Genomic DNA, 21,577 nt, shown 5'->3' on the forward strand with positions numbered 1-21,577 from the left:
CCTTACGACTTCGCGGCGGAAGCCGCAGAAGCCGGTGCAGCGGGTGCAGCGGGTGTGGCAGCCGGTGCACTGCCGCCCGCTGCAGCCGTTGGCGCCGTCCACGGCACCGCCTTCACCGGCGTGCCGGGCGGCAACATCTGCAGTTTCTGGAAACCGTCGACCATCACCTGCTCGCCTGCCTTGAGGCCATCGAGCACGATCCACTGGTTGTCTTTTGCCGCGCTGATCTTCACGGGACGCTTGGTGATCTTGCCTTCGGCATCGACGATCGACACGGTGTCGCCCGTCTGTGTGCGCGTCACGGCCTGCTGGGGAATGGCGATGGCGTTACTCATCTGGGCTTGCTCGATGCGCACGCGCACATACAAGCCGGGCAGCAGATCGCCCGTCGGGTTGGGGATTTCGGCGCGCAAGGTGACCTGGCCGCTGGTCGAGTCGACCGTCAAATCGGTGAACAGCAGCTTGCCGGGCAACGCGTATTCGGTGCCGTCTTCGAGCACCACGCGCACGCTGGCCGCGTTGGTGTCGCCGACACGCTTGAACTGCCCTTCCTGCATGGCGCGGCGCAGCTTCAGCACATCGGTGGCCGATTGCGTGAAGTTGACGTACATCGGATTGATCTGCTGGATCACCGCCAATTGCGTGGCATCGCCTTGCCCGACCAGCGCCCCTTCGGTGACGAGCGAACGGCCGATGCGGCCCGAGATCGGGGCCGTCACCGCGGCGTAGCCGAGGTTGATCTTCGCGGTCGCAACCGAAGCGCGACCGACGGCCACATCGGCTTCGGCAGTCTTTTGCGATGCGACTGCGTTGGCGTATTCCTGCTTGCTGACGGCGTTGGCTTCGACCAGCGGCTTGTAGCGATCGGCCAGCGCCTTGGCCTGCACCGCGTTGGCTTCAGCGCGCGCAAGACCTGCCTGCGCGCTCTGCGCTGCAGCCGTGTAGGGCGCTGCATCGATGCGGAACAAAGGCTGGCCGGCCTTCACATCGCTGCCTTCCTTGAACAGTCGCTCTTGCAGGATGCCGGCCGCGCGGGCCCGGACCTGGGCGATGCGCGAGGCTTCGAGCCGACCCGGAAGCTCGGTCACCAGGCCGACATTGCCGGGCGTCGCGATCACCACACCCACTTCAGGTGGCGGCGGCTTGGCGCCTCCGCCACCCGGCGTACCGCCAGCCGCGGGCGCATCGCCCTTGCCGCAGGCAGCGAGCGACAGAAGGGCCGCAGCGGCGGCGGCTGTGACAACAACGCGCCATGTGGATGACGGGCGGTGAGAAACATGCAAGACGGGCATGCGATTCCTTCGGAGGACGGCAGACAAAGAAGAGGAGGCCAAATGCAGGACTCGCGCAAAAACCATGCCGCCACTGCAACCGATCGGCAGCTGCGGAGTTTACATACATTCGTGGATGTATAGTCGGGAACCGGTTTCAGCCCCGAATCTACACACTTCAGGAGACAGTTTTGGCACGCCGTACCAAGGAAGAGGCCCTCGCTACCCGGCATCGACTGATCGATGCTGCCGAAATACTGTTTCAGTCGCAAGGGGTATCACGGACCTCCTTGCAACAGATCGCAGAGCAGGCGGGCGCCACGCGCGGCGCCGTGTACTGGCATTTCAAGGACAAGGCCGATCTGTTCAACGCCATGATGGAGCGCGTGAAACTTCCGATGGAAAACGCCACGCGCTTTTCTGCCGCGCCCGCGGTCGATCCGCTGGCTGTCATCGAGGCAGGAATGATCGTGGCTTTGCGGCTGGTAACGACCGACCCGCAGGCGCGTCGCGTCTTCGAAGTGGCAACGCAAAAAGTCGAGTACGTCGGCGAAATGGCATCGGTGCGATTGCGCCATCTCGAGGCGCGTAACAGTTGCGTGGCCGATTTCGAAAAGGCCTTGCGGCTTGCCGCGCGTCGCGCCCAAATCAAACTGTCGTTGCCGGCAAGCACAGCAGCCCAGGGCCTGCATGCGCTCATCAGCGGCTTGATTCACAACTGGTTGCTCGACCCAGAAGCCTTTGCGCTGATGAGCGTCGGCCGACGCACCTTCAACGTGTACCTGTCGGGGCTGGGCTTCGATCGCACCGGTGCGCGGATCGATCCGTCGGCCGATCCGATCGCTCTCGAATCGCTCGCCCGATAGGCGATAATCAGCGGCTCACTCGTCGTATTTCAACGGATAGAATTCGGCCCTCCGAAGGCTGAGATCCTGGTTCGATTCCAGGCGACGGGACCAAATGAAAGGTCGTTCGAGGGTTGCTGCGTCTGCTCCGCATCGGCCAATAGACCCACCGGCTTCGTCGCAAATTTCGTCGGCCCCGCTGGCATCGACATGCCCTCCATCGATTTCTGTGCGTTGGCCACTGAAGAAGCGACGAGCAGCGCGATGGCCAAAAGCAAATAGGTTTTCATTGCATAGCTCCGGTATCTCAACGGGGTGGATGAGTTGGGCGAGGTGCAGTGTTGACGCGCACCCGTCGATGCAACAGATACCAGGCAGCCGGCACGACCAGCATGCTGAGCAACGGTGCGGTCACCATGCCGCCGACCATCGGCGCGGCAATGCGCGTCATGACTTCGGAGCCGGTGCCGGTGCCCCACAGGATCGGCAGCAGGCCCGCCATGACGACCGCCACCGTCATCGCCTTGGGTCTCACGCGCAGTACGGCGCCCTCACGGATCGCGGCCAGGAGGGTTTCGTCGTTCATAGGTTCGCCTGCGTCGAGGCGACGCTGCAAGGCGTTCTTCAGATAGACCAGCATCACGACGCCGAACTCTGCGGCAACTCCTGCCAGGGCGATGAACCCCACCGCCGTCGCCACCGAGATCGAGTGGCCCAGTGCCCACACCAACCAGAAGCCGCCGATGAGCGAGAACGGCACCGCCGCCATGACCAGCGCCGCATCGCTGAACGACTTGAAGAGCAGATAGAGCAGCACGAAGATGACGGCCAGTGTGACCGGCACGACCAGCTTCAATCGCTCGGTGGCACGTTCGAGGTATTCGAATTGGCCGGACCACGACACCGCATAACCCGCTGGCGTTTTGACCGACTTGGCGACTGCCGCCTGCATGTCGTTGACGGCAGAGCGCAAGTCACGACCGCGAACGTCGACATACACCCAGCCCGACAGTCTCGCGTTTTCGCTGCGCAGCATCGGCGGTCCGTCGGCGATGCTGATCTTCGCCACATCGCGCAGCAACACCGTGGCACCCCGTGCCGTCACGAAGGGCAGATCACGCAGTCCCTCCAGCGAGTCGCGGATCTCCCGCGGGTAGCGCACGTTGATGGGGTAACGCTCGCGGCCCTGGACGACCTCGCCGACGTTGTCGCCGCCGATCGCCGTCGACACCACTGCCTGCACATCCGCCACCGACAGTCCGTAGCGCGCCGCAGCGGCTCGGTCCACATCGACGTCGATGTAGCGGCCGCCGGTCAGTCGCTCCGCCAGCGCCGACGATACGCCGGGCACGCCTTTGACGGCCGCCTCGATCTGCGTCGTCAACGAGTCGATGGTGGCGAGATCCGTGCCGGCGACCTTCACCCCCACGGGGCTCTTGATACCGGTGGCCAGCATGTCGATCCGGTTGCGGATGGGGGGCACCCAGACATTCGACAGGCCCGGTACCTTGACTGCGCGGTCCAGCGCTTCGACCAGCTTGTCGGGCGTCATGCCGGCGCGCCACTGGTCCTTCGGCTTGAACTGAATGGTGGTCTCGAACATCTCGAGTGGGGCAGGATCGGTGGCGGTGTCTGCACGACCGGCCTTGCCGAAGACGCGCGCCACTTCGGGCACCGTCTTGATGAGCCGATCGGTCTGCTGTAGCAACTCGCCCGCCTTGGAAACCGACAGTCCAGGAAGCGCGGAGGGCATGTACAGCAGGTCGCCTTCGTCCAGCGGCGGCATGAACTCGCCGCCCAAGCGCATCACTGGCAAGACGGTCAATGCGAGCAGCAGGGCGGCAAGGACAAGCGTCGCCTTCGGAAACCGCAGCACCAGCTCGAGCGCGGGCCGGTAAACCGCCATCAAAAAACGATTGACCGGGTTGGCCGACTCGTGCGGAATGCGACCGCGGATCAGGTAGCCCATCAGCACCGGGATCAGCGTGACCGACAGGCCCGCAGCCGCTGCCATGGCGTAGGTTTTGGTAAATGCAAGCGGTGCGAACAGTCGGCCCTCCTGCGCTTCGAGTGAAAACACCGGCACGAAAGACAGCGTGATCACCAGCAGCGAGAAGAACAACGCCGGTCCGACTTCGACCGAGGCTGCGGTGACCAACTGCCATCGCTCCGCAACAGTCGGCTGCCTGTCTCGCTGCGTCTCGAAAGCCTCCAGATGCTTGTGCACGTTTTCCACCATGACGATGGCGCCGTCCACCATGGCGCCGATGGCGATCGCGATGCCTCCGAGCGACATGATGTTGGCGTTGACGCCTTGCCAGTGCATGACGATGAAGGCGGCCAGCACCCCAACAGGCAGCGCGACCACGGCCACCAGCGCCGAGCGCAGATGGAACAAAAAGACGGCGCAAACCAACGCGACCACGATGAATTCCTCCATCAGCTTGAAGCGCAGGTTGTCGACTGCGCGATCGATCAGCAGCGAGCGGTCATAGGTCGGCACGATCTCGACGCCGGCCGGCAAGCTCGACTTCAACGCGGCCAGCTTGTCCTTGACGGCCTGGACCGTGGTGCGCGCGTTCTTGCCGGAACGCATGATCACCACGCCCCCGGCCACTTCGCCTTCGCCATCCAGTTCCGCAATGCCGCGGCGCATTTCCGGCCCGACCTGGACCGTCGCCACATCGCGCAACAGCACCGGCGTGGCGCCCGTCATTGCAAGCGGGATGGTCCGGAAATCTTCCATCGACTGAAGGAAGCCGCGCGAGCGCACCATGTACTCGGCTTCGGCCAACTCGACCACCGAGCCACCGCTGGCCTGGTTGGCATTGCGCAAGGCATCGACAACCGTGGCCTGCGTGATGCCCAGCGCGCGCATGCGGTCCGGATCGAGCACCACCTGGTACTGCCGAACCATGCCGCCGATGCTGGCGACCTCGGCCACGTCCGGCACCGTCTTCAGCTCGAACTTGAGAAACCAGTCGTTCAGCGCGCGAAGCTGGCCGAGGTCTCGCTGGCCCGTGCGGTCGACCAGCGCGTACTCGTAGACCCAGCCCACGCCCGTGGCATCCGGCCCCAAGGAAGCGTTGGCGCCTGAGGGCAGTTTGCTTTGCACCTGGTTGAGGTATTCGACGACGCGGGAACGTGCCCAATACGGATCGGTCTTGTCCTCGAACAGGACATAGACAAACGAGTCCCCGAAGAACGAGTAGCCGCGCACCGTCTTCGCGCCGGGCACGCTGAGCATGGTCGTGGTCAGCGGGTAAGTGACCAGGTCTTCGACCACCTGCGGCGCCTTGCCCGGGTAGGGGGTGCGGATGATCACCTGGGTGTCCGACAAATCGGGCAGTGCATCGAGCGGCGTGTGCACGACCGACCACAGACCCGCCGCGACCAGAAAGAGCGTCGCGATCAACACCAGGAAGCGGTTGTCGATCGACCAGCGGATGAGCGCTGCGATCATGGCTTGGATGCCGGCTGCAGGCGCTCCACCGACTCAAGCTCGTAGCCCGTCGGCCCGCCCTCCTTGAACTCGAAGCGAATCCGGTCGCCGGGTTGGATGTCCGGAAAGGCGGTCGGCGTCGGCTTGGCAAAGCCCATCGTCATCGCCGGCCACTTGAGCGTGGCAACCGGTCCGTGCGAAATGGTGATGCCGTCCGAGTCCACGCTCTCGACCTTGCCTTCCCCGCGATGGGTTGCGGCAACCGTCGCCGGTGAAGCTGCCGAAGACGTCGAAGCACTGGCAGTTGGCGCAGCCGCAGTGGCTGAAGCCGGTGACGCCATGCTGCCCAGCACCGAGCGCAAGCGCGCTTCCGAATCGATCAGGAACTGACCACTGGCGACGACCTGCTCGCCGTCGGACAGTCCTTGAAGCACCTCGATGTCGTCGCCCAGATCCATGCCCAGCGACACGTCCCTCGGCTCGAACGCACCCGTGTCCTTGCGCACGATGACGACGGCGCGCTTGCCTGTGCGAATGACAGCCTCAGACGCCACGACAATTCGCGTGCTGCTGCCGCCTGCGACCTGCAGACGCAGCAGCATGCCGGGTGTCAACTGGCCCTTGGCGTTGTCGACTTCAAAGCGGGCCTTCAGGGTGCGTGTGGCGGTGCTGACCTCGGGCAGGATCTCCTTCAGCTCGCCTTCGAACGACTGCGATGCATCGGCCTGCAGAACGGCTTTCACTTTCTGTCCTGGCTTCAGACGCCCGGCCTGCGTCTCCGGGATTTCCGCCACTGCCCAGACCTTTTCGAGGCCGGCGATCCTGAAGAGCGTCAGGCCCGGCGTGACGGCCACGCCCTCGCGCACGCCGAGTTCGGCAACCACGCCGCTGGCTGGCGCGGTCAGCACGTAGCGCGCTTGCGCGGTTCCGGCTTTCTCGCTCTGGCGGATCAGGTCCGCGGGAATGGACATTGCCTGCATCCGCTCCCGGGCTGCTGCGATGAGGTCCGGTGAAACGCCGGTGCGCTGGAGCGCGAGCAACTCGTTTTGCGGCCCCAGCCATTCAGGCGCGAAGAGGGTCGCGAGAGGTTGCCCCTTGCGCACGCGCTCCATCGGCGCACGCACCCACAGTCGCTCCACGAAGCCGGCGACACGGCTCTGCACCGACACGCTCAGGCGCTCGTCGAACTGCACTGCGCCGATGGCGTCGAACGACGAGGAGACGTCAGCGCGTCGTACTTTCGCGAGCCGGATGCCGAGGTTCTGTTGCACCGACGGGCTGATGCTCACGCCGCCGCCCGATGCGCCCGCCGCGCTGTCCGCGTACATCGGCACGAGTTGCATGTCCATGAACGGCGACTTGCCGGGCTTGTCGAAGCGGGGCCCGGGCACCATCGGGTCGTGCCAGTACAGAACCTTGCGTCCTTCAGAGCCCGTGGGCGCCATCGTGGAAGGCATGGCGTCTTCGTGACCCTGGCCAGTGCTGCGGCCCGCGTAGAAGGCGACCGCGGCGACTGCGACGAGCACCAAGGCACCGAGGATCGACAGCGTGATGAGGTTTGATTTTTTCATGGAGCCACCTCGTCGGTCAGCGGACGGAAGGCCAATTGAAGCTGCGACCGCGCGAGCTCTCGCTGCAGCGTGAGCAGCTTGCGCTGCACTTCGACTTCCGCATGGCGTGCCTCGAAGAGCGTTGCGAGCGGGGCCTGGTTGGAGCGATAGGCCGCGGTCGCAGCCGCCGTTCGTTGCCCGGCCGGAATCACGACGCTCACGCGGTAGCGCTCGATGCGTTGCTGCAGGCGCCCGGCGTCACTGCGCAGGGTCAGGTATTCGGCCGTTGCAGCGCGCCTGGCCTCGGCCAGTTCGGCTTCCGCTTTGTCCACCAACGCGAGCTTGGACGCCGTCTCCCGGTCCTGGCGTTCGCCGGGAGATACCTGGAGCGGGATGCTCACGCCGAACGACACCATGTCCGAGTACCCCGTACGCTGGCCGTAGGCGACTTCCCATGTCCAGTTCGGTTTGCGGTTGGCGCCGGCCACCGCAGCCGCTTGCGTCGCAACCTCGATCTCACGCTGCATCGCGACGACCGAAGGATGTCGGGCCACGTAGGCCTCTTCGCTGAGTGGCGGCTCGGCGGGTATCGGCGCCAGCGCCTCCGGCATCACGCCGACCCAGCGTTGCAGTGCGAGCCGTGCGGCGTTCTGCTGCTGCCTCGCATCGGCGGACTCGTCCTCGGAGCTTCCCTTTGCGCCGGTCAGCGAAAGCACTTCCTGGCTGCTGCCGGCGGCAGACGACAGCCGCGCACGCGACGCCTCGAGTTCCTCATGGGCGTGATGTTCCATCAGCGTGGTGAGGGTCAGCATCTGACCTGCATAGAAAGCATCCGCATAAGCCAGCGCCGTCTGGAGCCGTGTCGCGGCGATCGAGGCGCCTGCCATCGTCGTCTCGCGCGCGGTAGCCGCATTGGCTGCAGCCTCACGCACGGCACGCTTGTCGGCCGAAAGCCATTCCTGGCTGATGCCGATGCGCTTCATCGTCATGGAATCGCGTGTGGTGCTGAAGCGGTCCGGGCCTGTGAAGGGGAGGTTGTCGACGCCGACCCGAAGCACCGGGTCGGTCAGCTGGCTCGCCGTTCGCGCCGCTTCGGTGGCACTGAGGACGCCGGCACGGGACGCACGTGCGGCCTCCGAGCGTTCGACGGCCAACTGCAAGGCCGTGTCGAGAGACAGCGGCGCCGCTGCCGCCATGAAAGGAAGCGATGCGGCAAGCAGCAAGGCGGCGCGCAGAAAAGGAAGGGGCATGGAGACTCCGCAGACGAACGAGAAAGTCGCTGGCGCGCGAACGGGTCGCGCCAGCACCGGTCAGGTCGGCGGAGATGTCAGACGCGGAGTCTGCGTGTCGCGAGAAAGACGGGATCGGGAGGAGGCCGCGGCTCGAGCGCGCTCTGCAACGGCAGACCGTGGACGTCAGCGAGCAGAAGCGGCGGAACCACCAGCACCTGCACCACGGCAGGAAGAGACGGCGTGGCTGCCTTCGCCTTTTCGAAAGACTGGGAGGCGTCGGCGGCATGTTGATGGCAAAGCACGGGTTGCGCAGTGTCCATGCCTTCACACGGCGCGCCATCGGCCATTGCCTGTGCCATCGCTTCGGCATTGTCCAAGCCCGGGCAGACATAACCTGCGAGTGCCATTTGCGAAAACACCACCGAGACCATCACGAAGAACGCGATGGCGAAGCGATGAAGTGGGCGGAGGCGACGCATGTTCGGCGCAGTGTAGCGTCAGGACGCCCTTGCTGCAGAAGGCGCCGCCCGCCTCAGCCGCAGCGCATTGAAGATGACCGAGGCCGAACTCAGGCTCATCGCCAGCGCCGCGATCATCGGAGACAACAGCCATCCAGTGAACGGAAACAGAACACCCGCTGCCAGCGGCACGCCGAGCGCGTTGTAGACGAACGCGAAGCCCAGGTTCTGCTTCATGTTGGCAATGGTTTCGTCGGAGATGACGCGCGCTTGCGCGATGCCACGCAAGTCGCCCTTCACCAGCGTCACTTGCGCACTGTTCATCGCCACATCGGTCCCGGTTCCCATGGCAACGCCGACGTCGGCCTTGGCCAGTGCCGGTGCGTCGTTGATGCCGTCGCCGGCCATCGCGACGATGCGGCCTTCGCGCTGCAGTCTGTCGACCAGCGCCAGCTTGTCGGCGGGTTTGACCTCACCATGGACTTCGTCGATGCCCAGCCGGGCCGCAACCGCTTTGGCGGTGGTCAATCCGTCGCCGGTCGCCATGATCACGCGCAGGCCCGACGCCTTGAGTGCCGCCAGTGCTTCGACGGTCGTGGCCTTGATCGGGTCGGAAACGGCCAGCAAGCCTGCGGCCTTGCCGTCCACCGCGAGGAACATCACGCTGGCGCCTTCGACGCGCAACGATTCGGCCTGCGCTGACAAACCATCGACTGCCACGCCCAACTGCGTCATCAACGCCGTGTTGCCGAGTGCCAGCTTCTTCCCGCCGACGCTGCCGCTCACGCCGATGCCGCTCGCCGATTCGAAGCTGTCTGCCTTCTCCAGGTCCAGCTTTTGCGCCTTCGCCGCACGCACGATGGCGTCGGCCAGCGGGTGTTCGCTGCCCTGGTCGAGACTCGCAGCGAGTCGCAACACGTCTTCTTCGGTGAAGCCGGGTGCCGCGACCGCTCGCTCGAACGTCGGCTTGCCTTCGGTCAGCGTGCCGGTCTTGTCGACGATCAGCGTGTCGACCTTGCGGAAGTTCTCTATCGCCGCGGCATCGCGGAACAACACGCCCTGCGTCGCGGCCTTGCCGGTCGCCACCATGATGGACATCGGCGTGGCCAACCCCAGCGCGCAGGGGCAGGCGATGATGAGCACAGCGACCGCGTTGATCAGGCCATAGACCCAGCTCGGCTCGGGTCCGACCAGGCCCCAGACGACGAAGGTCAGCAGCGCGATGCTGATGACCGTGACGACGAAATATCGGGCGACCCGATCCGCCATCCGCTGCATCGGCGCCCTGGAGCGTTGTGCCTGCAGCACCATCTGCACGATGCTGGCCAGCACGGTCTGCGACCCGACGCGCTCGGAGCGCATCACGATCGCGCCGTTGGTGTTGAGCGTTGCGCCGATCAGCTTGTCGCCGGGCCGCTTTGTCACCGGCAGCGGTTCTCCTGTCAGCATCGATTCGTCTACCGCGCTCGACCCTTCGATCACGATGCCGTCGACCGGTACCTTCTCGCCGGGCCGCACGCGCAGCGTGTCGCCGACGTGGACGTGAGCCAGCGGGATGTCTTCTTCAGCCCCCGCGGCATCGATGCGGCGCGCGGTCTTGGGCGCGAGGCCGAGCAGGGACTTGATGGCCGCCGAGGTCTGCGAGCGCGCCTTGAGTTCGAGTATCTGGCCGAGCAGGGTCAGGGAAATGATGACGGCAGCCGCTTCGAAGTAGACCGCGACGCGGCCCATCGACACGAAGGCCGCCGGAAACACGCCCGGCGCCACGGTGGCCACGACGCTGTAGATGAAGGCCGCCGAAGTGCCGAGGCCGATGAGGGTCCACATGTTGGGACTGCGGTTGACGACGGACTGCACCGCGCGCACGAAGAACGGCCAGCCGGCCCACAGCACGATCGGCATGCTGAGTGCGAATTCGATCCAGCTTTGCGTGGCCATCTCGAACCACTGCAGGCGGTGGCCAGCCATGGCCAGCACCGTCACGACGATGGTCAGCGGCAGCGTCCAGGTGAATCGACGGGTGAAGTCGACCAGCTCCGGGTTCTCGCCCTCGTCCAGCGTCGGGGTTTCGGGCTCCAGCGTCATGCCGCACTTGGGGCAGTTGCCCGGGTGGCCCTGGCGAATCTCCGGATGCATGGGGCAGGTGTAGATCGTGTCTGCGCCGACAACCGTCGGCTCTTGAACAGGCGTCGTGGCCTTGCTCGCCGCTTCACCGAAGTTGGCTTCGCCGATGTGCTCAAGTACTGGATCGTTCATCTCTTCTCTCCTCAATGGATCGAGATGCGCAAAATCGCCACCCCGTACTTGGCCGCTACGCCGGAAGCAGGATTACTTTTGCTTCGCCAGCCAGCGGTCGAACTCGGCGATTTCCTTTTTCTGCGCGGCGATGATCTTTTTAGACATGGCCTTCATTTCAGGCGACTTGCCGTGCGCCAGTTCCATCTGCGCCATCTCGACAGCCTGCTGATGGTGCATCTTCATCATCGTGGCGAAGTCCTTGTCGGTGTCGCCCGACATCTGCATCTTCTGCATCCCGTCCATGCCGGACATCATGGATTGCTTCATGTCGGCCGAGCCGGCACCTGCGTGCTGCATGTGGTCCTTCGACATCGGCGCTGCAGCAGGTGCTGGCTGGGCCTGCGCAACACCGACTGAAGTCAGCGCGAGCGCCGCAGAGAAACAAAGCGACGCAGTGAGTTTGTGGTGGGAATTTTTCATAACGTTGTCCTTGGTGGGTCGATTGAATTTCAGTGCGCCGTTGCGCGGTATGTAGCGACGCAGCTTTGCAGGCTTTAGCACCGAGCGAGATTTCAGCGAGCCGCTTCGATCTTGGTGACGGTGATCTTTCCGTCGATTTTTTCCGCGAGGAAGCGGACCTTCTCGCCGGACTGCACCTGGTCCAGCACGGCTTCGTCCTTGACGCTGAAAACCATCGTCATGCCCGGCATGTCGAGGTTCTTGAGTGGACCGTGCTTGATGGTCAGCTTCTTGCCATCCTTGTCGACCTTGCGGATTTCGCCCTCGGACAGTTCGGACGTTGCAGCGGCAACGGACGTTCCTTGCACTGTGGTTTGAGAGGACGGGGCCGATTGGGCAGCAGCCATGCCGGAAAAAAGCATCGCGGCCGCAGAAGCGACGAGTGCGAGACGAATGTTTTTCATTTTGAGTTCCTTGAGCATCAATTGATTGTTGGGATGAGAGGGTCCGCAGCAGCAGGACAACAGACCCGGACGTTGTGCTTACTTGCTGACAGTTTTGCCGGTGGCGTTGGAGACGGTTACGGCGCCCTTCATGCCAGCGTCGTAGTGACCCGGCTGCAGGCAAGCGAAGTCGACCTCTCCGGCCTTGGTGAACTGCCAGACTATTTCGCCGCTCTTGCCGGGTGCCAACGTGATCATGTTCGCGTCAGCGTGTTCCATCTCGGGGTTCTTCTTCATCACCTCGGAATGCTCCCTGAGCTCCTTCTCCGTGCCGAGCACGAGCTCGTGCTTGATCTGGCCGGAATTCCTGATGACAAAGCGCACGGTCTCCCCTTGCTTGACGCTGATGTCGGCCGGTGTGAAGCGCATGTTGTCGGCCATGTCGACGTTGATCGTGCGTGTCGACTTGGTAGCCACCCCGGGCTTACCGATCGCGTCGTCGGCATCGTGACTGTGACCTCCGGTGTGGTTACCCGAAGCTGAAGCGCCGGCTGCGGCCAGAGCGAGCGTTGCTGCGAAAGCGGTGTCGCGGAAGGTGTGTTTCATGGTTTTCCTTTGAGAGGTTGGAAGGTCTGAGGGAAGTGAAAAAAGTCAGTGGCCAGAATGGCCGCCAGCGGGCTTCCGGATCTGGACTTCGATGTTCTTGGCAGGCATGTTTTGCGCCGGCATCGCGGCCGCGCCGGCGCCGCGCTGGCGCGGCGTCTCCGGCGGTGGCCCATCCAGTTCGTAGGCGACGGTGCCCTTGGGATGTTTGAACCAGCCGGGGTTGGCGTAGTCGCCAGCCTTCTGGTTTTTGCGCACCTTGACCACGCTGAACATGCCGCCCATCTCGACCGAGCCGAACGGGCCTTCGCCGGTCATCATTCGCGCGGTGTTGTCCGGGATCGGCATCTCCATCTCTGCCATGTCGGCCATGCCGCGCTCGCCCATGACCATGTAGTCGGGGATCAGGTTCGAGATCTGTTTGGCAACGTCCTTGTGGTCCAGTCCGATCATCGTGGGCACCTCGTGGCCCATCGCGTTCATCGTGTGATGGCTCTTGTGGCAGTGAAAGGCCCAGTCGCCTTCTTCGTTGGCGAGGAACTCGAACTGGCGCATCTGGCCGACGGCCACGTCCGTCGTCACCTCGGGCCAGCGCGCACTCTTCGGTGTCGGGCCGCCATCGGTTCCGGTGACTTCGAACTCATGGCCATGCAGGTGCATCGGGTGGTTCGTCATCGTCAGATTGCCGACGCGGATGCGCACCTTGTCGTTGAGCCGGACGTTGAGCGAATCGATGCCCGGGAAGATCCGGCTGTTCCAGGACCACAGATTGAAGTCCAGCATCGTCATGATCTTTGGCGTCGCGCTGCCCGGCTCGACGTCGTACGCGTTGAGCAGGAACACGAAGTCGCGGTCGACCTTCTCGATCAGCGGATGCTCGGCCTTGGGGTGCGTCACCCAGAAGCCCATCATTCCCATCGCCATCTGCGTCATTTCGTCCGCATGCGGGTGGTACATGAAGGTGCCGGGGCGGCGCGCCACGAATTCGTAGACGAAGGTCTTGCCCGGGCGGATCGGCGGTTGGGTCAACCCCGCGACACCGTCCATGCCGTTGGGCAAGCGTTGCCCATGCCAGTGCACGCTGGTGTGCTCGGGCAGCTTGTTGGTCACGAAGATCCGCACCCGGTCGCCTTCCACCACTTCGATGGTCGGTCCAGGCGACTGGCCGTTATAGCCCCAGAGATTGGCCTTGAATCCGGGGGCCATCTCGCGCATCACAGGCTCGGCCACGAGGTGGAACTCCTTGACGCCGTTGTTCATGCGCCAGGGCAATGTCCAGCCGTTGAGCGTGACCACGGGGTTGTAGGGGCGTCCGGTCGTTGGCATCAGCGGTGCCATGGTGTCGGGTGTGGTTTGGAACACGGGCTCGGGAAGAGCGGCCATCGCCACCTTGCTCACGCCTGCCGCTGCAAGGGCGCCCGTGATGGCACTCGCACCGCTCAAGAAATTGCGTCTGTTTGTCATGTCGGTCAATTCGGTTAGAGAGCGAAGCAGTGCGCTCAATGAGCAGCGCCGCCAGCGGATGCGCCTTCGCCACTCGCACTGGCCATCGAGGCGCCCATGGAGGTCGGCTTGCCGATCACCGAAGCCGCGAGCGCGGCATCGGCCAACCAGAACTGCTGCTGGGCGTTGATCGCGTTGGTCACGCTGGAGATCTGGTCGCGTGCTTCGGCAAGCAGCTCGAAGACGCCGATCAGCATGCCGTTGTAGCGAAGCACGTTTTCATCCGCCATCGCCTGACGCAACGGCACGACTTCGTCTCGGTAGTGCCGCGCGATGTCGTAAGCCGTGCGGTAGGCCGAGTACCCCTCGCGCAATTGCGAAGAGGCGCCGCGCACAGTGGCGTCGTAGCGGTTGGCCGCAGCCAGCGACTGCGCGTTCAATGCGTCGCGTTGAGCTGAACCCCAGTCGAAGAGCGGCAGCCGGATGTCGATCTCGAAGCCGCGCCGCGTGCTCTTGGTGCCTTGCGCGTTGTCGAAGACCGTGTCTCGGCGGCCACCCACTTCCACGTCGATGAAGGTCGACAGCAGGTTGAGGCCTTGCGATCGTCCCGCCACGTCCAGCTGGGCGCGGGCAAGCTGGACATCGAGGCGTTGCTCGGTGGCGGTGGCCGCGACTTCCTTCGCCTCGCGCGGCGTCTTGGGCAGATCGGGAAGACGTTCGGGCAAGGTCAACTTGGCGGCTTGCTCGTCGGTCAAACCCAGGATGCGAACCAGCTCCTCGCGCGCAGCGGTGGTGGCGTGCTGCGCCAGGGCGAGTTGGGTCGTCGCGTCTGCGTATAACACTTGTTGGCGTGCACGCTGGAGCTTGCTGAAGTTCCCAATGAGCTGCATCCGGCGCGCGAGTTCGGCGCTGGCCTGGGCCGCCTTGTTGACCTGCTCGGCGTACTGCAGCGACTGCTGGGCAGCCACCGCGCGGACCCAGGCCTGCCTGACCTGTGTGACCTGGTCGACAACGGCCCCGGTCAACTGCACCTTGGCCTGGTTGGCCTGACCCTTCGAAATCGACAGACGCTGCGGCAGCAGGATGAGGTCCACCAGGCCGAAGGACAACAGCCGTCCGAGCTCGAGTTCGCTGTTCAGGCGCATGCGCTCGAACGTGAAAATCGGGTTGGGCAGCCGGCTGGTCTGGTTGGCCGCAGCAATGTCGCCCCAGCTCTGGGCAATCAGGGCCTGGACCGACGGACTGTTGGCCAGTGCGAGCTGCACCGCGTCGCTTTGCGACAGCGGCTTGGCGAGCAATTCCTGAGACAACGCCGCGCGGCGATCCCGCTGCTCCTGGGTCCGGCTGAGCTCGAGCTTGCCGCCGGTGAATTGGTGCGTGTTGGCGTTCGTGTCGTTCAGGGCGTCGTCGATACCGACCGAGGCGCAGCCGGCCAGGAAAGCGGCCGCGAGGGCGATGGCCGTCAAACGCAAGGCGCGCTTCATGGCTTGTCCTTCTTCGCGGGCGCACCCGACATGCCGGGCATGCCTGGCATGGCCATCGAATGGCTTGGCGGCGAAGCGGGTAACGCGGCGCCGCTCTTGGGCGATTCGGCCCCGGTGTTGCCCGAGCCAGACGCTTCTTTGGCATAGGCCTGCCAGCCGCCGCGGCGGTAGACCGTCTCGTTGGCCTCTTTCCAGGGAATGGGCTTTTCGTCAGCGAAAGGCTGATAACCCTCGAGCGCGGACTTGTAGGTCAGGACGGGCGGCGTCGAGGTTGTCGGCGTTGTGGAGCCGGCAGGCGAAGGCTGAGCCACAGCGCGGACGGCGGTGAAAGTTGTCGAAGCTGCCATGGCAGCCGCGGCGAGAAAACGGAATGCTGCCAGCCGACCGGCCGACGATGAATGGAACATGGCGTCCTCGCAAGTTCATGAACGGAGTGCGTCAGTGGTGCCCGAAAAGGGCACGACGCAGGCGATGCATGAGCGTTCGCAGATTCCGTGACGGGACGCCACGGCCAGGCGAACGCGTTAGGCGCGAGGAGGTTTGTCGAGGACGCGGAGAGTCAATGACGCCACCGCAGAAAACGGTTCTGCCATTGCCGCAGGTGGCAAGGCGGGCGCGATCGCGACGGGCGTGGTGCCAACGAGTGCGACCGAGTGGCAGGCCCCGCAGGTGCCGCACTTGTGGGCCGAATCGGCGTCACTGGAAGCCTGATCGTGATGATGCGGCGTGCTCTCGACATCCGACGCCGAATCCACATGTCGACTGTCGTGCGCGTGCGACTGCGGTTTAACGTGTTCGTGCGGTACGACAGGCTCCAAAACTGTTTCTGCCATCGCCGGTACTTCACCCGCTGCGCAGAATTGCATGGTCGCAGCCGCATAGCCTTGAAAGGGCACTGCGAGCATCACAGCCCAGAGCAGAAGTTTTCGAACAAACGACATTCTCTGAAGTATGAACGTTGACACTGTGACAAGGTCAAGCGATTTTTGAGTCGAAGTTAGATCGCATGAGCCACGGAGCGTCAGTGCTCGTGCCGATGGTGCGCGTCCGGCACGTGCGCGTGCTTGTACGGAAGCGGTGTATGCACGTGCCCATGGGGCTGTGCGAGCCTCTTTCAAAATCGTCGTGCACGTGATCGTGATGCCCGTGCAGGCACCGAACGACGCGTATCCAATCTTCAAGAAAGAAGACGGGACGTCGCAGGGGCGCTTGCGCCCGCGGAGTAAATGCGCTTTGCGAATTGAAGGTGTTGGGGCTATCGATATGGCCCCGTATTCTTGCCGGACGTCTTGCTGCCTATCATTGCGTGTAGCAAGGCGAGCAAGGTCGCTTGCTCAAGGGCGGGTTCAAACAGAGGGGCGCGCAACGCGCACTGCGCAGCAAGACGATCGAGCATTGCCGGCTCGTCGCGACAGCGTTGCAGCAATGCGGCAAGGGCCGCGGAGTCGCCCAGTTCGAAATAGCCACCGTAATCCTCCCCCAACATTCCGATGTTTCCCGCGATCCGGCTGGCGAGCACCGGCGTTCCGCTGCACACCGCCTCCATCACCACGTGGGCGCCGCCTTCGATCACGCTCGGATGCACCAGTACGTGGGCTGCCTGGATGCGGCGGCGTGCGTCGGCATGCGGCAGGGGTCCAAGCCAACGGTAGGCTGGACATGCTCGCTGCGCCGATTTCGCTTCGATACTCCACGCCGGGTCCAGCGCGGCGCCGATGTGGTCCAGCAGGATGTCCGGACGATCAAGGAGTCGACGAGCTGCGCCGAAGTACGTCTGTGGCGCCTTCTCCGCGCGCAAGTGACCCACCATCAGCGCACGCAAATGCCGATGCGGCTTGCGAAGCGGTGCCAGTGAGCGGGTCGACTGGAAGCAGGCAGTGGCTTTGTCGCGGTACAGCACCGGCAGGTCGTCGACTGCGCGTTCGTGCAGCACCACCAGCCGGTCGGCCAGCGCCAGTGAGCGCTGTGCGCTCGCATCGAACTGGATGTCCCGGTACAGGTCCGTGCCCGTCAGAACCACTGCCAGAGGCTGGTGCGGTTGGGTGCCGCACCAGCGCTCGATCGACGCCGCCGAACGTCGCGCATGCAGCGCAACCATGACGTCGGCCGGCGTGCCGTCCCAGTGATCGACCAGCGCAATTCGATAATGTTCGCGCAACATCTTTGACCATCGCAAAGCTGTTTGCCAGTTGCCGTTGTTGGAACTGGCCAGCGCGGGTGTCACGATGCAAAGCGAAGGGCGAGCCATGAACGAGGTTATACCGGTGGACAACCTGGACAACCTGGACAACCTGGACGACACCATGACATTCACGAGCGCAGAGGCGATGCGCAAGGCCGGACCCGCTGAGATCGAGGCCGCGCTCACCCGAGGCCGCACCCAGTTGTTGAGCTTGTTCGACGGTTTCGAAAGGGGGCTCGGACCGAATGGCCTTCGGATTGCACAGGATGCTGCTGTGAATTTGCCGCTTTGGGAGTTGGGGCACATCGGCTGGTTCGAAGAGTTCTGGTTGTCGCGCAACACGGAGCGCGGCCTCGGGTTAGCTTGCGATCCTTTCGCACCACGACGCACATCAGTGCTGCCGCGCGCCGATGCGCTCTACGACTCGTCGAACGTCGCGCATGGCCTGCGCTGGCAACTTGTGCTGCCCGACCCTGCGGCCACGCTCAGCTATCTAACGGCAGTGCGTGAGGCCACACTGACCTTGCTCCGCGTTTGCAGCACCAAGGAAGAAGACCTGTACTTCTTTCGGCTCGTCCTGTTCCATGAAGACATGCATCGGGAAGCATGGCACTTCATGGCGCAGCGGCTTGGTATCGATCTTGGCCCTGGCATGACGGGTCGCGCGCCGCGCCCGGCAGTCGCCTCAGGTTCGTGGGACATTCCGGGCGGGCTGCGACATGTCGGTGTAGACAACGCCGGCTTCGCTTTTGACAACGAACTGTGCGCTGCAAACATCGAAGTGTCTGCGTTCAGCATCGATCGGGCGCCGGTGAAGTGGGACGCTTTCCTCGCCTTCGTCGACGGCGGCGGCTACACAGATGACAGCACCTGGACGCCGGCTGGTCGCGATTGGCGGCGGCACAGCGGTGCAACGCATCCGCTGCATCTGCGGCGCGGGCAAAGTGGATGGGAGCGATCTCAGTTTGGTCGTTGGTTACCTGTCGATCCGTTGGCACCGGCCGTGCAAATCACTGCCCATGAGGCGGAAGCGTGGTGCCGTTGGGCTGGTCGCCGCTTGCCAACCGAGGCCGAATGGGAAACCGCTGCGAAACTGGCTGTTGAGCAGGGAGAAGTCTTCGAATGGGGTGAGGTTTGGGAGTGGACTACGAGTCCGTTTGAGCCGTATTCGGGGTTCGTCCCGCACCCCTACCGTGACTACTCGCAGCCATGGTTCGATGGCCGGTCGGTGCTGCGCGGAGGATCGTTCGCGACTGTGCAGCACATGAAGCATCCAAGCTACCGCAACTTCTTTCCAGCGGACCGCAACGATGTGTTCGCGGGGTTTCGCAGCTGTCCTCAGCGGTCTTGGTGAAGGCGTGGGTCGTCGACTTCTACCTGAAGGGCATGACGTCGAACCCTTGCCGCGTGACCTCGGTTTGGCGCGACGTGTCAGCAGGCTGGGAATTCATTCAGGGTACGGTGAGCGCGACGACCGCGGCGCACTTAAGGTGCGCTGAAATACGGACTCCTCGATGGAGAGCGTTGATTGCGCCGCGCGCTGTTGCTCAGCTGGAGCCCAATGACTGCAGGGGACCCGTTGATTCAGCGGCTGACGCGGCTGCTTGGCAACTCGAAGAGTCTGGTCCCTCGCGGGCGGCTGCAAGTTCATGAAAAGTGCATCCATCGTCACGATGCAGCCAGATGCCCGGATAGGCCCACCCGCCGCTTGAGACACTTATCGGCGGTGGATGGGCAACGTGTTCAGCGGGATGCGCAGGTAAGACACGCCGTTTTCGTCCGCCGGAGGCAGTTGCCCAGCGCGAACATTCACCTGAATCGAGGGCAAGATTAGCGTCGGCACTTCTAGCGTGGCGTCGCGTGCCTGCCGCATCGCGACGAACTCGTCTTCGGTGATGCCGTCGCGCACATGGATGTTCAGGGCTTTCTGCTCGGCCACCGTCGTTTGCCAGTGGGCAGGCCGCGAAGCCGGCGGGTAGTCATGACAGACATACATCGTAGTCTCGGGAGGCAGGGCCAGAAGGCGGTGCATCGAGCGGTACAGCTGGTGTGCTTCCCCGCCGGGGAAGTCGGCGCGAGCGCTGCCGACGTCAGGCATGAAAAGCGTGTCGCCGACGAAGACTGAATCGTCGATGAGGTAGGCCATGTCGGCCGGGGTATGACCGGGCACCAGCATCGCCGTGGCCTCGACCTCGCCGATCCGAAACGTTTCACCGTCTTTGAACAGGTGGTCGAACTGGCTACCGTCGGGAAGGAAGCTTCGCTCCAGGTTGTAGAGCTTCTTGAAGGTGGCCTGCACCGTCCGAATGTTTTCGCCGATGGCGATGCGGCCACCGACGCGCTGCTGCAGGTAGCGCGCACCGGACAAATGGTCCGCGTGCGCGTGGGTCTCGAGAATCCAGTCGACATGGAGCGCGTGTTCGACGACATAGGCCAGCACCTGATCCGCCGAGGTGGTGCTGGTGTGGCCCGATTTGAAGTCGTAGTCGAGCACCGGGTCGATGACCGCAGCTCGCAGCGTGGCAGGGTCCCACACAACATAGGTCACTGTCCAGGTCTTCGGGTCGAAGAAGGCTTGTGTCGTGATTCGAGCGTTCATAGTGAACTCCGATTTTGGTTGTCGATATATTGAAGTATAGTATATGTATACATATAATGAAGAGAACCGATTGACCTGCTGTCCGCTCAACTTACTGCTGCACTGACGCTCCATGAAGCGCCCGAAAACCGTCATCGATCCCGAAGTCCTGCGCCATGCCGCAGACGAGGCTGTCAGCGCCCTCAAGCTGCTGGCCAACGTCGAGCGCATGCTGCTGCTGTGCCAGCTTTCGCAAAGCGAGATGTGCGTCAGTGAACTCGAAGAACATCTGGAAATCCGTCAACCAACGCTTTCACAGCAGCTCGGCGTTCTGCGCACAGAGGGGGTTGTCAGTACGCGCCGTCAGGGCAAGAACATTTTCTATAGCGTCGCCGATCCAAACCTGCTCGAGATCCTGGCTGTGCTCTACCGGCTCTACTGTCCCAAGGAACAATGATGTCCATCGCCTGGAATGAATTCACCCCCTGGTCCGCCTTGGCCGGAGGGATGCTCATAGGTCTGGCCGCGGCGATGTTCGTGCTGCTTAACGGCCGCATCGCCGGTATCAGTGGCGTCATCGGCGGGCTGTTCAAGCCGAACAAGGGCGACCTGGCCTGGCGTGCCGCATTCGTGCTGGGCCTCGTGGGTGCGCCCTGGGTCTATGAGTTGCTCGCGGCGCTTCCCCGACCCCGAATCGATGCGTCTTTTGGTGCTTTGGTGATCGCCGGCCTGCTGGTGGGTGTGGGCACTCGGTACGGGTCGGGTTGCACCAGTGGACATGGCGTGTGCGGGTTGGCGCGTTTGTCGCCGAGATCGATGGTCGCCACTGGGGCCTTCATGGTCGCTGGCTTCGCGACCGTGTTCATCATCCGCCATTGGCTTGGCATCTGAGGAGACATTGAATGACGGTTTTTACATCGTTGCTGGCCGGCCTCGTCTTCGGACTTGGCCTCATCGTGTCTGGCATGGCTAATCCGGCCAAGGTGCTGGGCTTCCTGGACCTGGGTGGCGCCTGGGACCCTTCGCTGGCCTTTGTGATGGCGGGCGCGATTGCCGTCGGAGCGCTGGCGTTCGCGATGGCCAGGAAGCGCACCGTGTCATTCCTCGGTGCGCCGATGAAGTTGCCCACGTCGCGCGAGATCGACAGTCGTCTGCTGATCGGCAGCGTCGTATTCGGTATCGGATGGGGTGTCGCCGGTTTCTGCCCCGGCCCCGGTCTGGTCGCACTGGGAATGGGCGAGGTCAAGGCGCTTGTCTTCGTAGCGGCGATGCTAGTGGGCATGGGCGCCTTCGAACTGCTCGAGCGGCGCAAGCAGCCTGCCGGCGTTCGACCCGCCTGAGTCAGAGCG

General features: G+C 63.8%; 20 protein-coding genes and 1 tRNA gene. 6 read left to right on the plus strand and 15 right to left on the minus strand.

The window, feature by feature from the left end:
- Positions 1-2: 2 nt before the first annotated feature.
- Entirely contained in the window at positions 3-1,292 is a 1,290-nt protein-coding gene (locus tag H7F36_RS07200) for an efflux RND transporter periplasmic adaptor subunit (protein ID WP_187054033.1), read from the minus strand.
- Positions 1,293-1,462: 170 nt separating this feature from the next.
- Here H7F36_RS07200 and H7F36_RS07205 point away from each other — a divergent pair, with 170 nt between their 5' ends.
- Positions 1,463-2,137, plus strand: a complete 675-nt coding sequence (locus H7F36_RS07205; RefSeq protein WP_187054034.1) for a TetR family transcriptional regulator — start codon at positions 1,463-1,465, stop codon at positions 2,135-2,137.
- 18 nt (positions 2,138-2,155) lie between these two features.
- Positions 2,156-2,230: transfer RNA gene (locus H7F36_RS07210), tRNA-Arg, on the plus strand.
- Between the two features lie 193 nt (positions 2,231-2,423).
- Here the strand turns inward: H7F36_RS07210 and H7F36_RS07215 are convergent.
- From H7F36_RS07215 to senB, 13 genes are all read right to left on the minus strand, one after another.
- Positions 2,424-5,579 carry an efflux RND transporter permease subunit gene (locus H7F36_RS07215; protein ID WP_187054035.1) on the minus strand — a complete coding sequence of 1,052 codons (3,156 nt, stop codon included), beginning with the start codon at positions 5,577-5,579 and terminating at the stop codon, positions 2,424-2,426.
- Positions 5,576-7,129 carry an efflux RND transporter periplasmic adaptor subunit gene (locus H7F36_RS07220; protein ID WP_187054036.1) on the minus strand — a complete coding sequence of 518 codons (1,554 nt, stop codon included), beginning with the start codon at positions 7,127-7,129 and terminating at the stop codon, positions 5,576-5,578. The genes H7F36_RS07215 and H7F36_RS07220 overlap by 4 nt, the downstream gene beginning before the upstream one ends.
- Entirely contained in the window at positions 7,126-8,358 is a 1,233-nt protein-coding gene (locus H7F36_RS07225) for a TolC family protein (protein ID WP_187054037.1), read from the minus strand. The genes H7F36_RS07220 and H7F36_RS07225 overlap by 4 nt, the downstream gene beginning before the upstream one ends.
- Before the next feature lie 77 nt (positions 8,359-8,435).
- Entirely contained in the window at positions 8,436-8,771 is a 336-nt protein-coding gene (locus H7F36_RS07230; protein WP_261802621.1) for a hypothetical protein, read from the minus strand.
- Positions 8,772-8,837: 66 nt separating this feature from the next.
- The gene (locus H7F36_RS07235) at positions 8,838-11,054 is read right to left on the minus strand and encodes a copper-transporting P-type ATPase (RefSeq protein ID WP_187054039.1); all 2,217 of its coding nucleotides are present in this window, start codon (positions 11,052-11,054) and stop codon (positions 8,838-8,840) included.
- A 72-nt stretch (positions 11,055-11,126) separates the two neighbouring features.
- Positions 11,127-11,516, minus strand: coding sequence for a DUF305 domain-containing protein (locus H7F36_RS07240; RefSeq protein WP_187054040.1), 390 nt, complete (start codon positions 11,514-11,516; stop codon positions 11,127-11,129).
- A 92-nt stretch (positions 11,517-11,608) separates the two neighbouring features.
- Positions 11,609-11,959 (minus strand): copper-binding protein, encoded by a 351-nt coding sequence (locus tag H7F36_RS07245; protein ID WP_187054041.1) that lies wholly within the window; start codon positions 11,957-11,959, stop codon positions 11,609-11,611.
- Positions 11,960-12,037: 78 nt separating this feature from the next.
- On the minus strand, positions 12,038-12,544 hold the full coding sequence (locus tag H7F36_RS07250) for a plastocyanin/azurin family copper-binding protein (RefSeq protein ID WP_187054042.1): 507 nt from the start codon (positions 12,542-12,544) through the stop codon (positions 12,038-12,040).
- Between the two features lie 45 nt (positions 12,545-12,589).
- Positions 12,590-14,005, minus strand: coding sequence for a multicopper oxidase family protein (locus H7F36_RS07255; RefSeq protein WP_187054043.1), 1,416 nt, complete (start codon positions 14,003-14,005; stop codon positions 12,590-12,592).
- 35 nt (positions 14,006-14,040) lie between these two features.
- Positions 14,041-15,468, minus strand: a complete 1,428-nt coding sequence (locus tag H7F36_RS07260; protein WP_187054044.1) for a TolC family protein — start codon at positions 15,466-15,468, stop codon at positions 14,041-14,043.
- Complete coding sequence (locus tag H7F36_RS22140; protein ID WP_261802518.1) at positions 15,465-15,875, minus strand: hypothetical protein; 411 nt, start codon at positions 15,873-15,875, stop codon at positions 15,465-15,467. The genes H7F36_RS07260 and H7F36_RS22140 overlap by 4 nt, the downstream gene beginning before the upstream one ends.
- A 117-nt stretch (positions 15,876-15,992) precedes the next feature.
- Positions 15,993-16,409, minus strand: coding sequence for a hypothetical protein (locus tag H7F36_RS22025; RefSeq protein ID WP_222620444.1), 417 nt, complete (start codon positions 16,407-16,409; stop codon positions 15,993-15,995).
- A gap of 314 nt (positions 16,410-16,723) precedes the next feature.
- Positions 16,724-17,692, minus strand: coding sequence for a selenoneine biosynthesis selenosugar synthase SenB (senB, locus tag H7F36_RS07270; RefSeq protein ID WP_315971446.1), 969 nt, complete (start codon positions 17,690-17,692; stop codon positions 16,724-16,726).
- Position 17,693: 1 nt separating this feature from the next.
- Here senB and senA point away from each other — a divergent pair, with 1 nt between their 5' ends.
- Complete coding sequence (gene senA / locus H7F36_RS07275; RefSeq protein WP_261802519.1) at positions 17,694-19,004, plus strand: selenoneine synthase SenA; 1,311 nt, start codon at positions 17,694-17,696, stop codon at positions 19,002-19,004.
- A gap of 363 nt (positions 19,005-19,367) precedes the next feature.
- Here senA and H7F36_RS07280 read toward each other — a convergent pair whose 3' ends face one another.
- A complete protein-coding gene (locus H7F36_RS07280; protein WP_187054045.1) occupies positions 19,368-20,249 on the minus strand; it encodes an MBL fold metallo-hydrolase in 882 nt (293 codons plus the stop codon).
- 112 nt (positions 20,250-20,361) lie between these two features.
- Between H7F36_RS07280 and H7F36_RS07285 the strand changes: the two genes are divergently transcribed.
- The 3 genes from H7F36_RS07285 to H7F36_RS07295 are packed head-to-tail and all read left to right on the plus strand — an operon-like array spanning position 20,362 to position 21,568.
- The gene (locus H7F36_RS07285; RefSeq protein ID WP_187054046.1) at positions 20,362-20,685 is read left to right on the plus strand and encodes an ArsR/SmtB family transcription factor; all 324 of its coding nucleotides are present in this window, start codon (positions 20,362-20,364) and stop codon (positions 20,683-20,685) included.
- The gene (locus tag H7F36_RS07290) at positions 20,685-21,119 is read left to right on the plus strand and encodes a YeeE/YedE family protein (protein ID WP_187054047.1); all 435 of its coding nucleotides are present in this window, start codon (positions 20,685-20,687) and stop codon (positions 21,117-21,119) included. Before H7F36_RS07285 ends, H7F36_RS07290 begins: the two co-directional genes overlap by 1 nt.
- 11 nt (positions 21,120-21,130) lie before the next feature.
- Complete coding sequence (locus tag H7F36_RS07295; protein WP_187054048.1) at positions 21,131-21,568, plus strand: YeeE/YedE family protein; 438 nt, start codon at positions 21,131-21,133, stop codon at positions 21,566-21,568.
- Positions 21,569-21,577 lie beyond the last annotated feature (9 nt).

This window comes from Variovorax sp. PAMC28562 (genome assembly GCF_014303735.1).
Lineage (GTDB): Bacteria > Pseudomonadota > Gammaproteobacteria > Burkholderiales > Burkholderiaceae_C > Variovorax.

Excerpts from the sequence above, each read along its gene's own strand:
- H7F36_RS07200 (WP_187054033.1), bottom strand. The coding sequence starts at position 1,292 with ATGCCCGTCTTGCATGTTTCTCACCGCCCGTCATCCACATGGCGCGTT.
- H7F36_RS07215 (WP_187054035.1), bottom strand. The coding sequence starts at position 5,579 with ATGATCGCAGCGCTCATCCGCTGGTCGATCGACAACCGCTTCCTGGTG.
- H7F36_RS07220 (WP_187054036.1), bottom strand. The coding sequence starts at position 7,129 with ATGAAAAAATCAAACCTCATCACGCTGTCGATCCTCGGTGCCTTGGTG.
- H7F36_RS07225 (WP_187054037.1), bottom strand. The coding sequence starts at position 8,358 with ATGCCCCTTCCTTTTCTGCGCGCCGCCTTGCTGCTTGCCGCATCGCTT.
- H7F36_RS07230 (WP_261802621.1), bottom strand. The coding sequence starts at position 8,771 with ATGGTCTCGGTGGTGTTTTCGCAAATGGCACTCGCAGGTTATGTCTGC.
- H7F36_RS07235 (WP_187054039.1), bottom strand. The coding sequence starts at position 11,054 with ATGAACGATCCAGTACTTGAGCACATCGGCGAAGCCAACTTCGGTGAA.
- H7F36_RS07240 (WP_187054040.1), bottom strand. The coding sequence starts at position 11,516 with ATGAAAAATTCCCACCACAAACTCACTGCGTCGCTTTGTTTCTCTGCG.
- H7F36_RS07245 (WP_187054041.1), bottom strand. The coding sequence starts at position 11,959 with ATGAAAAACATTCGTCTCGCACTCGTCGCTTCTGCGGCCGCGATGCTT.
- H7F36_RS07250 (WP_187054042.1), bottom strand. The coding sequence starts at position 12,544 with ATGAAACACACCTTCCGCGACACCGCTTTCGCAGCAACGCTCGCTCTG.
- H7F36_RS07255 (WP_187054043.1), bottom strand. The coding sequence starts at position 14,005 with ATGACAAACAGACGCAATTTCTTGAGCGGTGCGAGTGCCATCACGGGC.
- H7F36_RS07260 (WP_187054044.1), bottom strand. The coding sequence starts at position 15,468 with ATGAAGCGCGCCTTGCGTTTGACGGCCATCGCCCTCGCGGCCGCTTTC.
- H7F36_RS22140 (WP_261802518.1), bottom strand. The coding sequence starts at position 15,875 with ATGTTCCATTCATCGTCGGCCGGTCGGCTGGCAGCATTCCGTTTTCTC.
- H7F36_RS22025 (WP_222620444.1), bottom strand. The coding sequence starts at position 16,409 with ATGTCGTTTGTTCGAAAACTTCTGCTCTGGGCTGTGATGCTCGCAGTG.
- senA (WP_261802519.1), top strand. The coding sequence starts at position 17,694 with ATGCAAAGCGAAGGGCGAGCCATGAACGAGGTTATACCGGTGGACAAC.
- H7F36_RS07280 (WP_187054045.1), bottom strand. The coding sequence starts at position 20,249 with ATGAACGCTCGAATCACGACACAAGCCTTCTTCGACCCGAAGACCTGG.
- H7F36_RS07285 (WP_187054046.1), top strand. The coding sequence starts at position 20,362 with ATGAAGCGCCCGAAAACCGTCATCGATCCCGAAGTCCTGCGCCATGCC.
- H7F36_RS07290 (WP_187054047.1), top strand. The coding sequence starts at position 20,685 with ATGTCCATCGCCTGGAATGAATTCACCCCCTGGTCCGCCTTGGCCGGA.
- H7F36_RS07295 (WP_187054048.1), top strand. The coding sequence starts at position 21,131 with ATGACGGTTTTTACATCGTTGCTGGCCGGCCTCGTCTTCGGACTTGGC.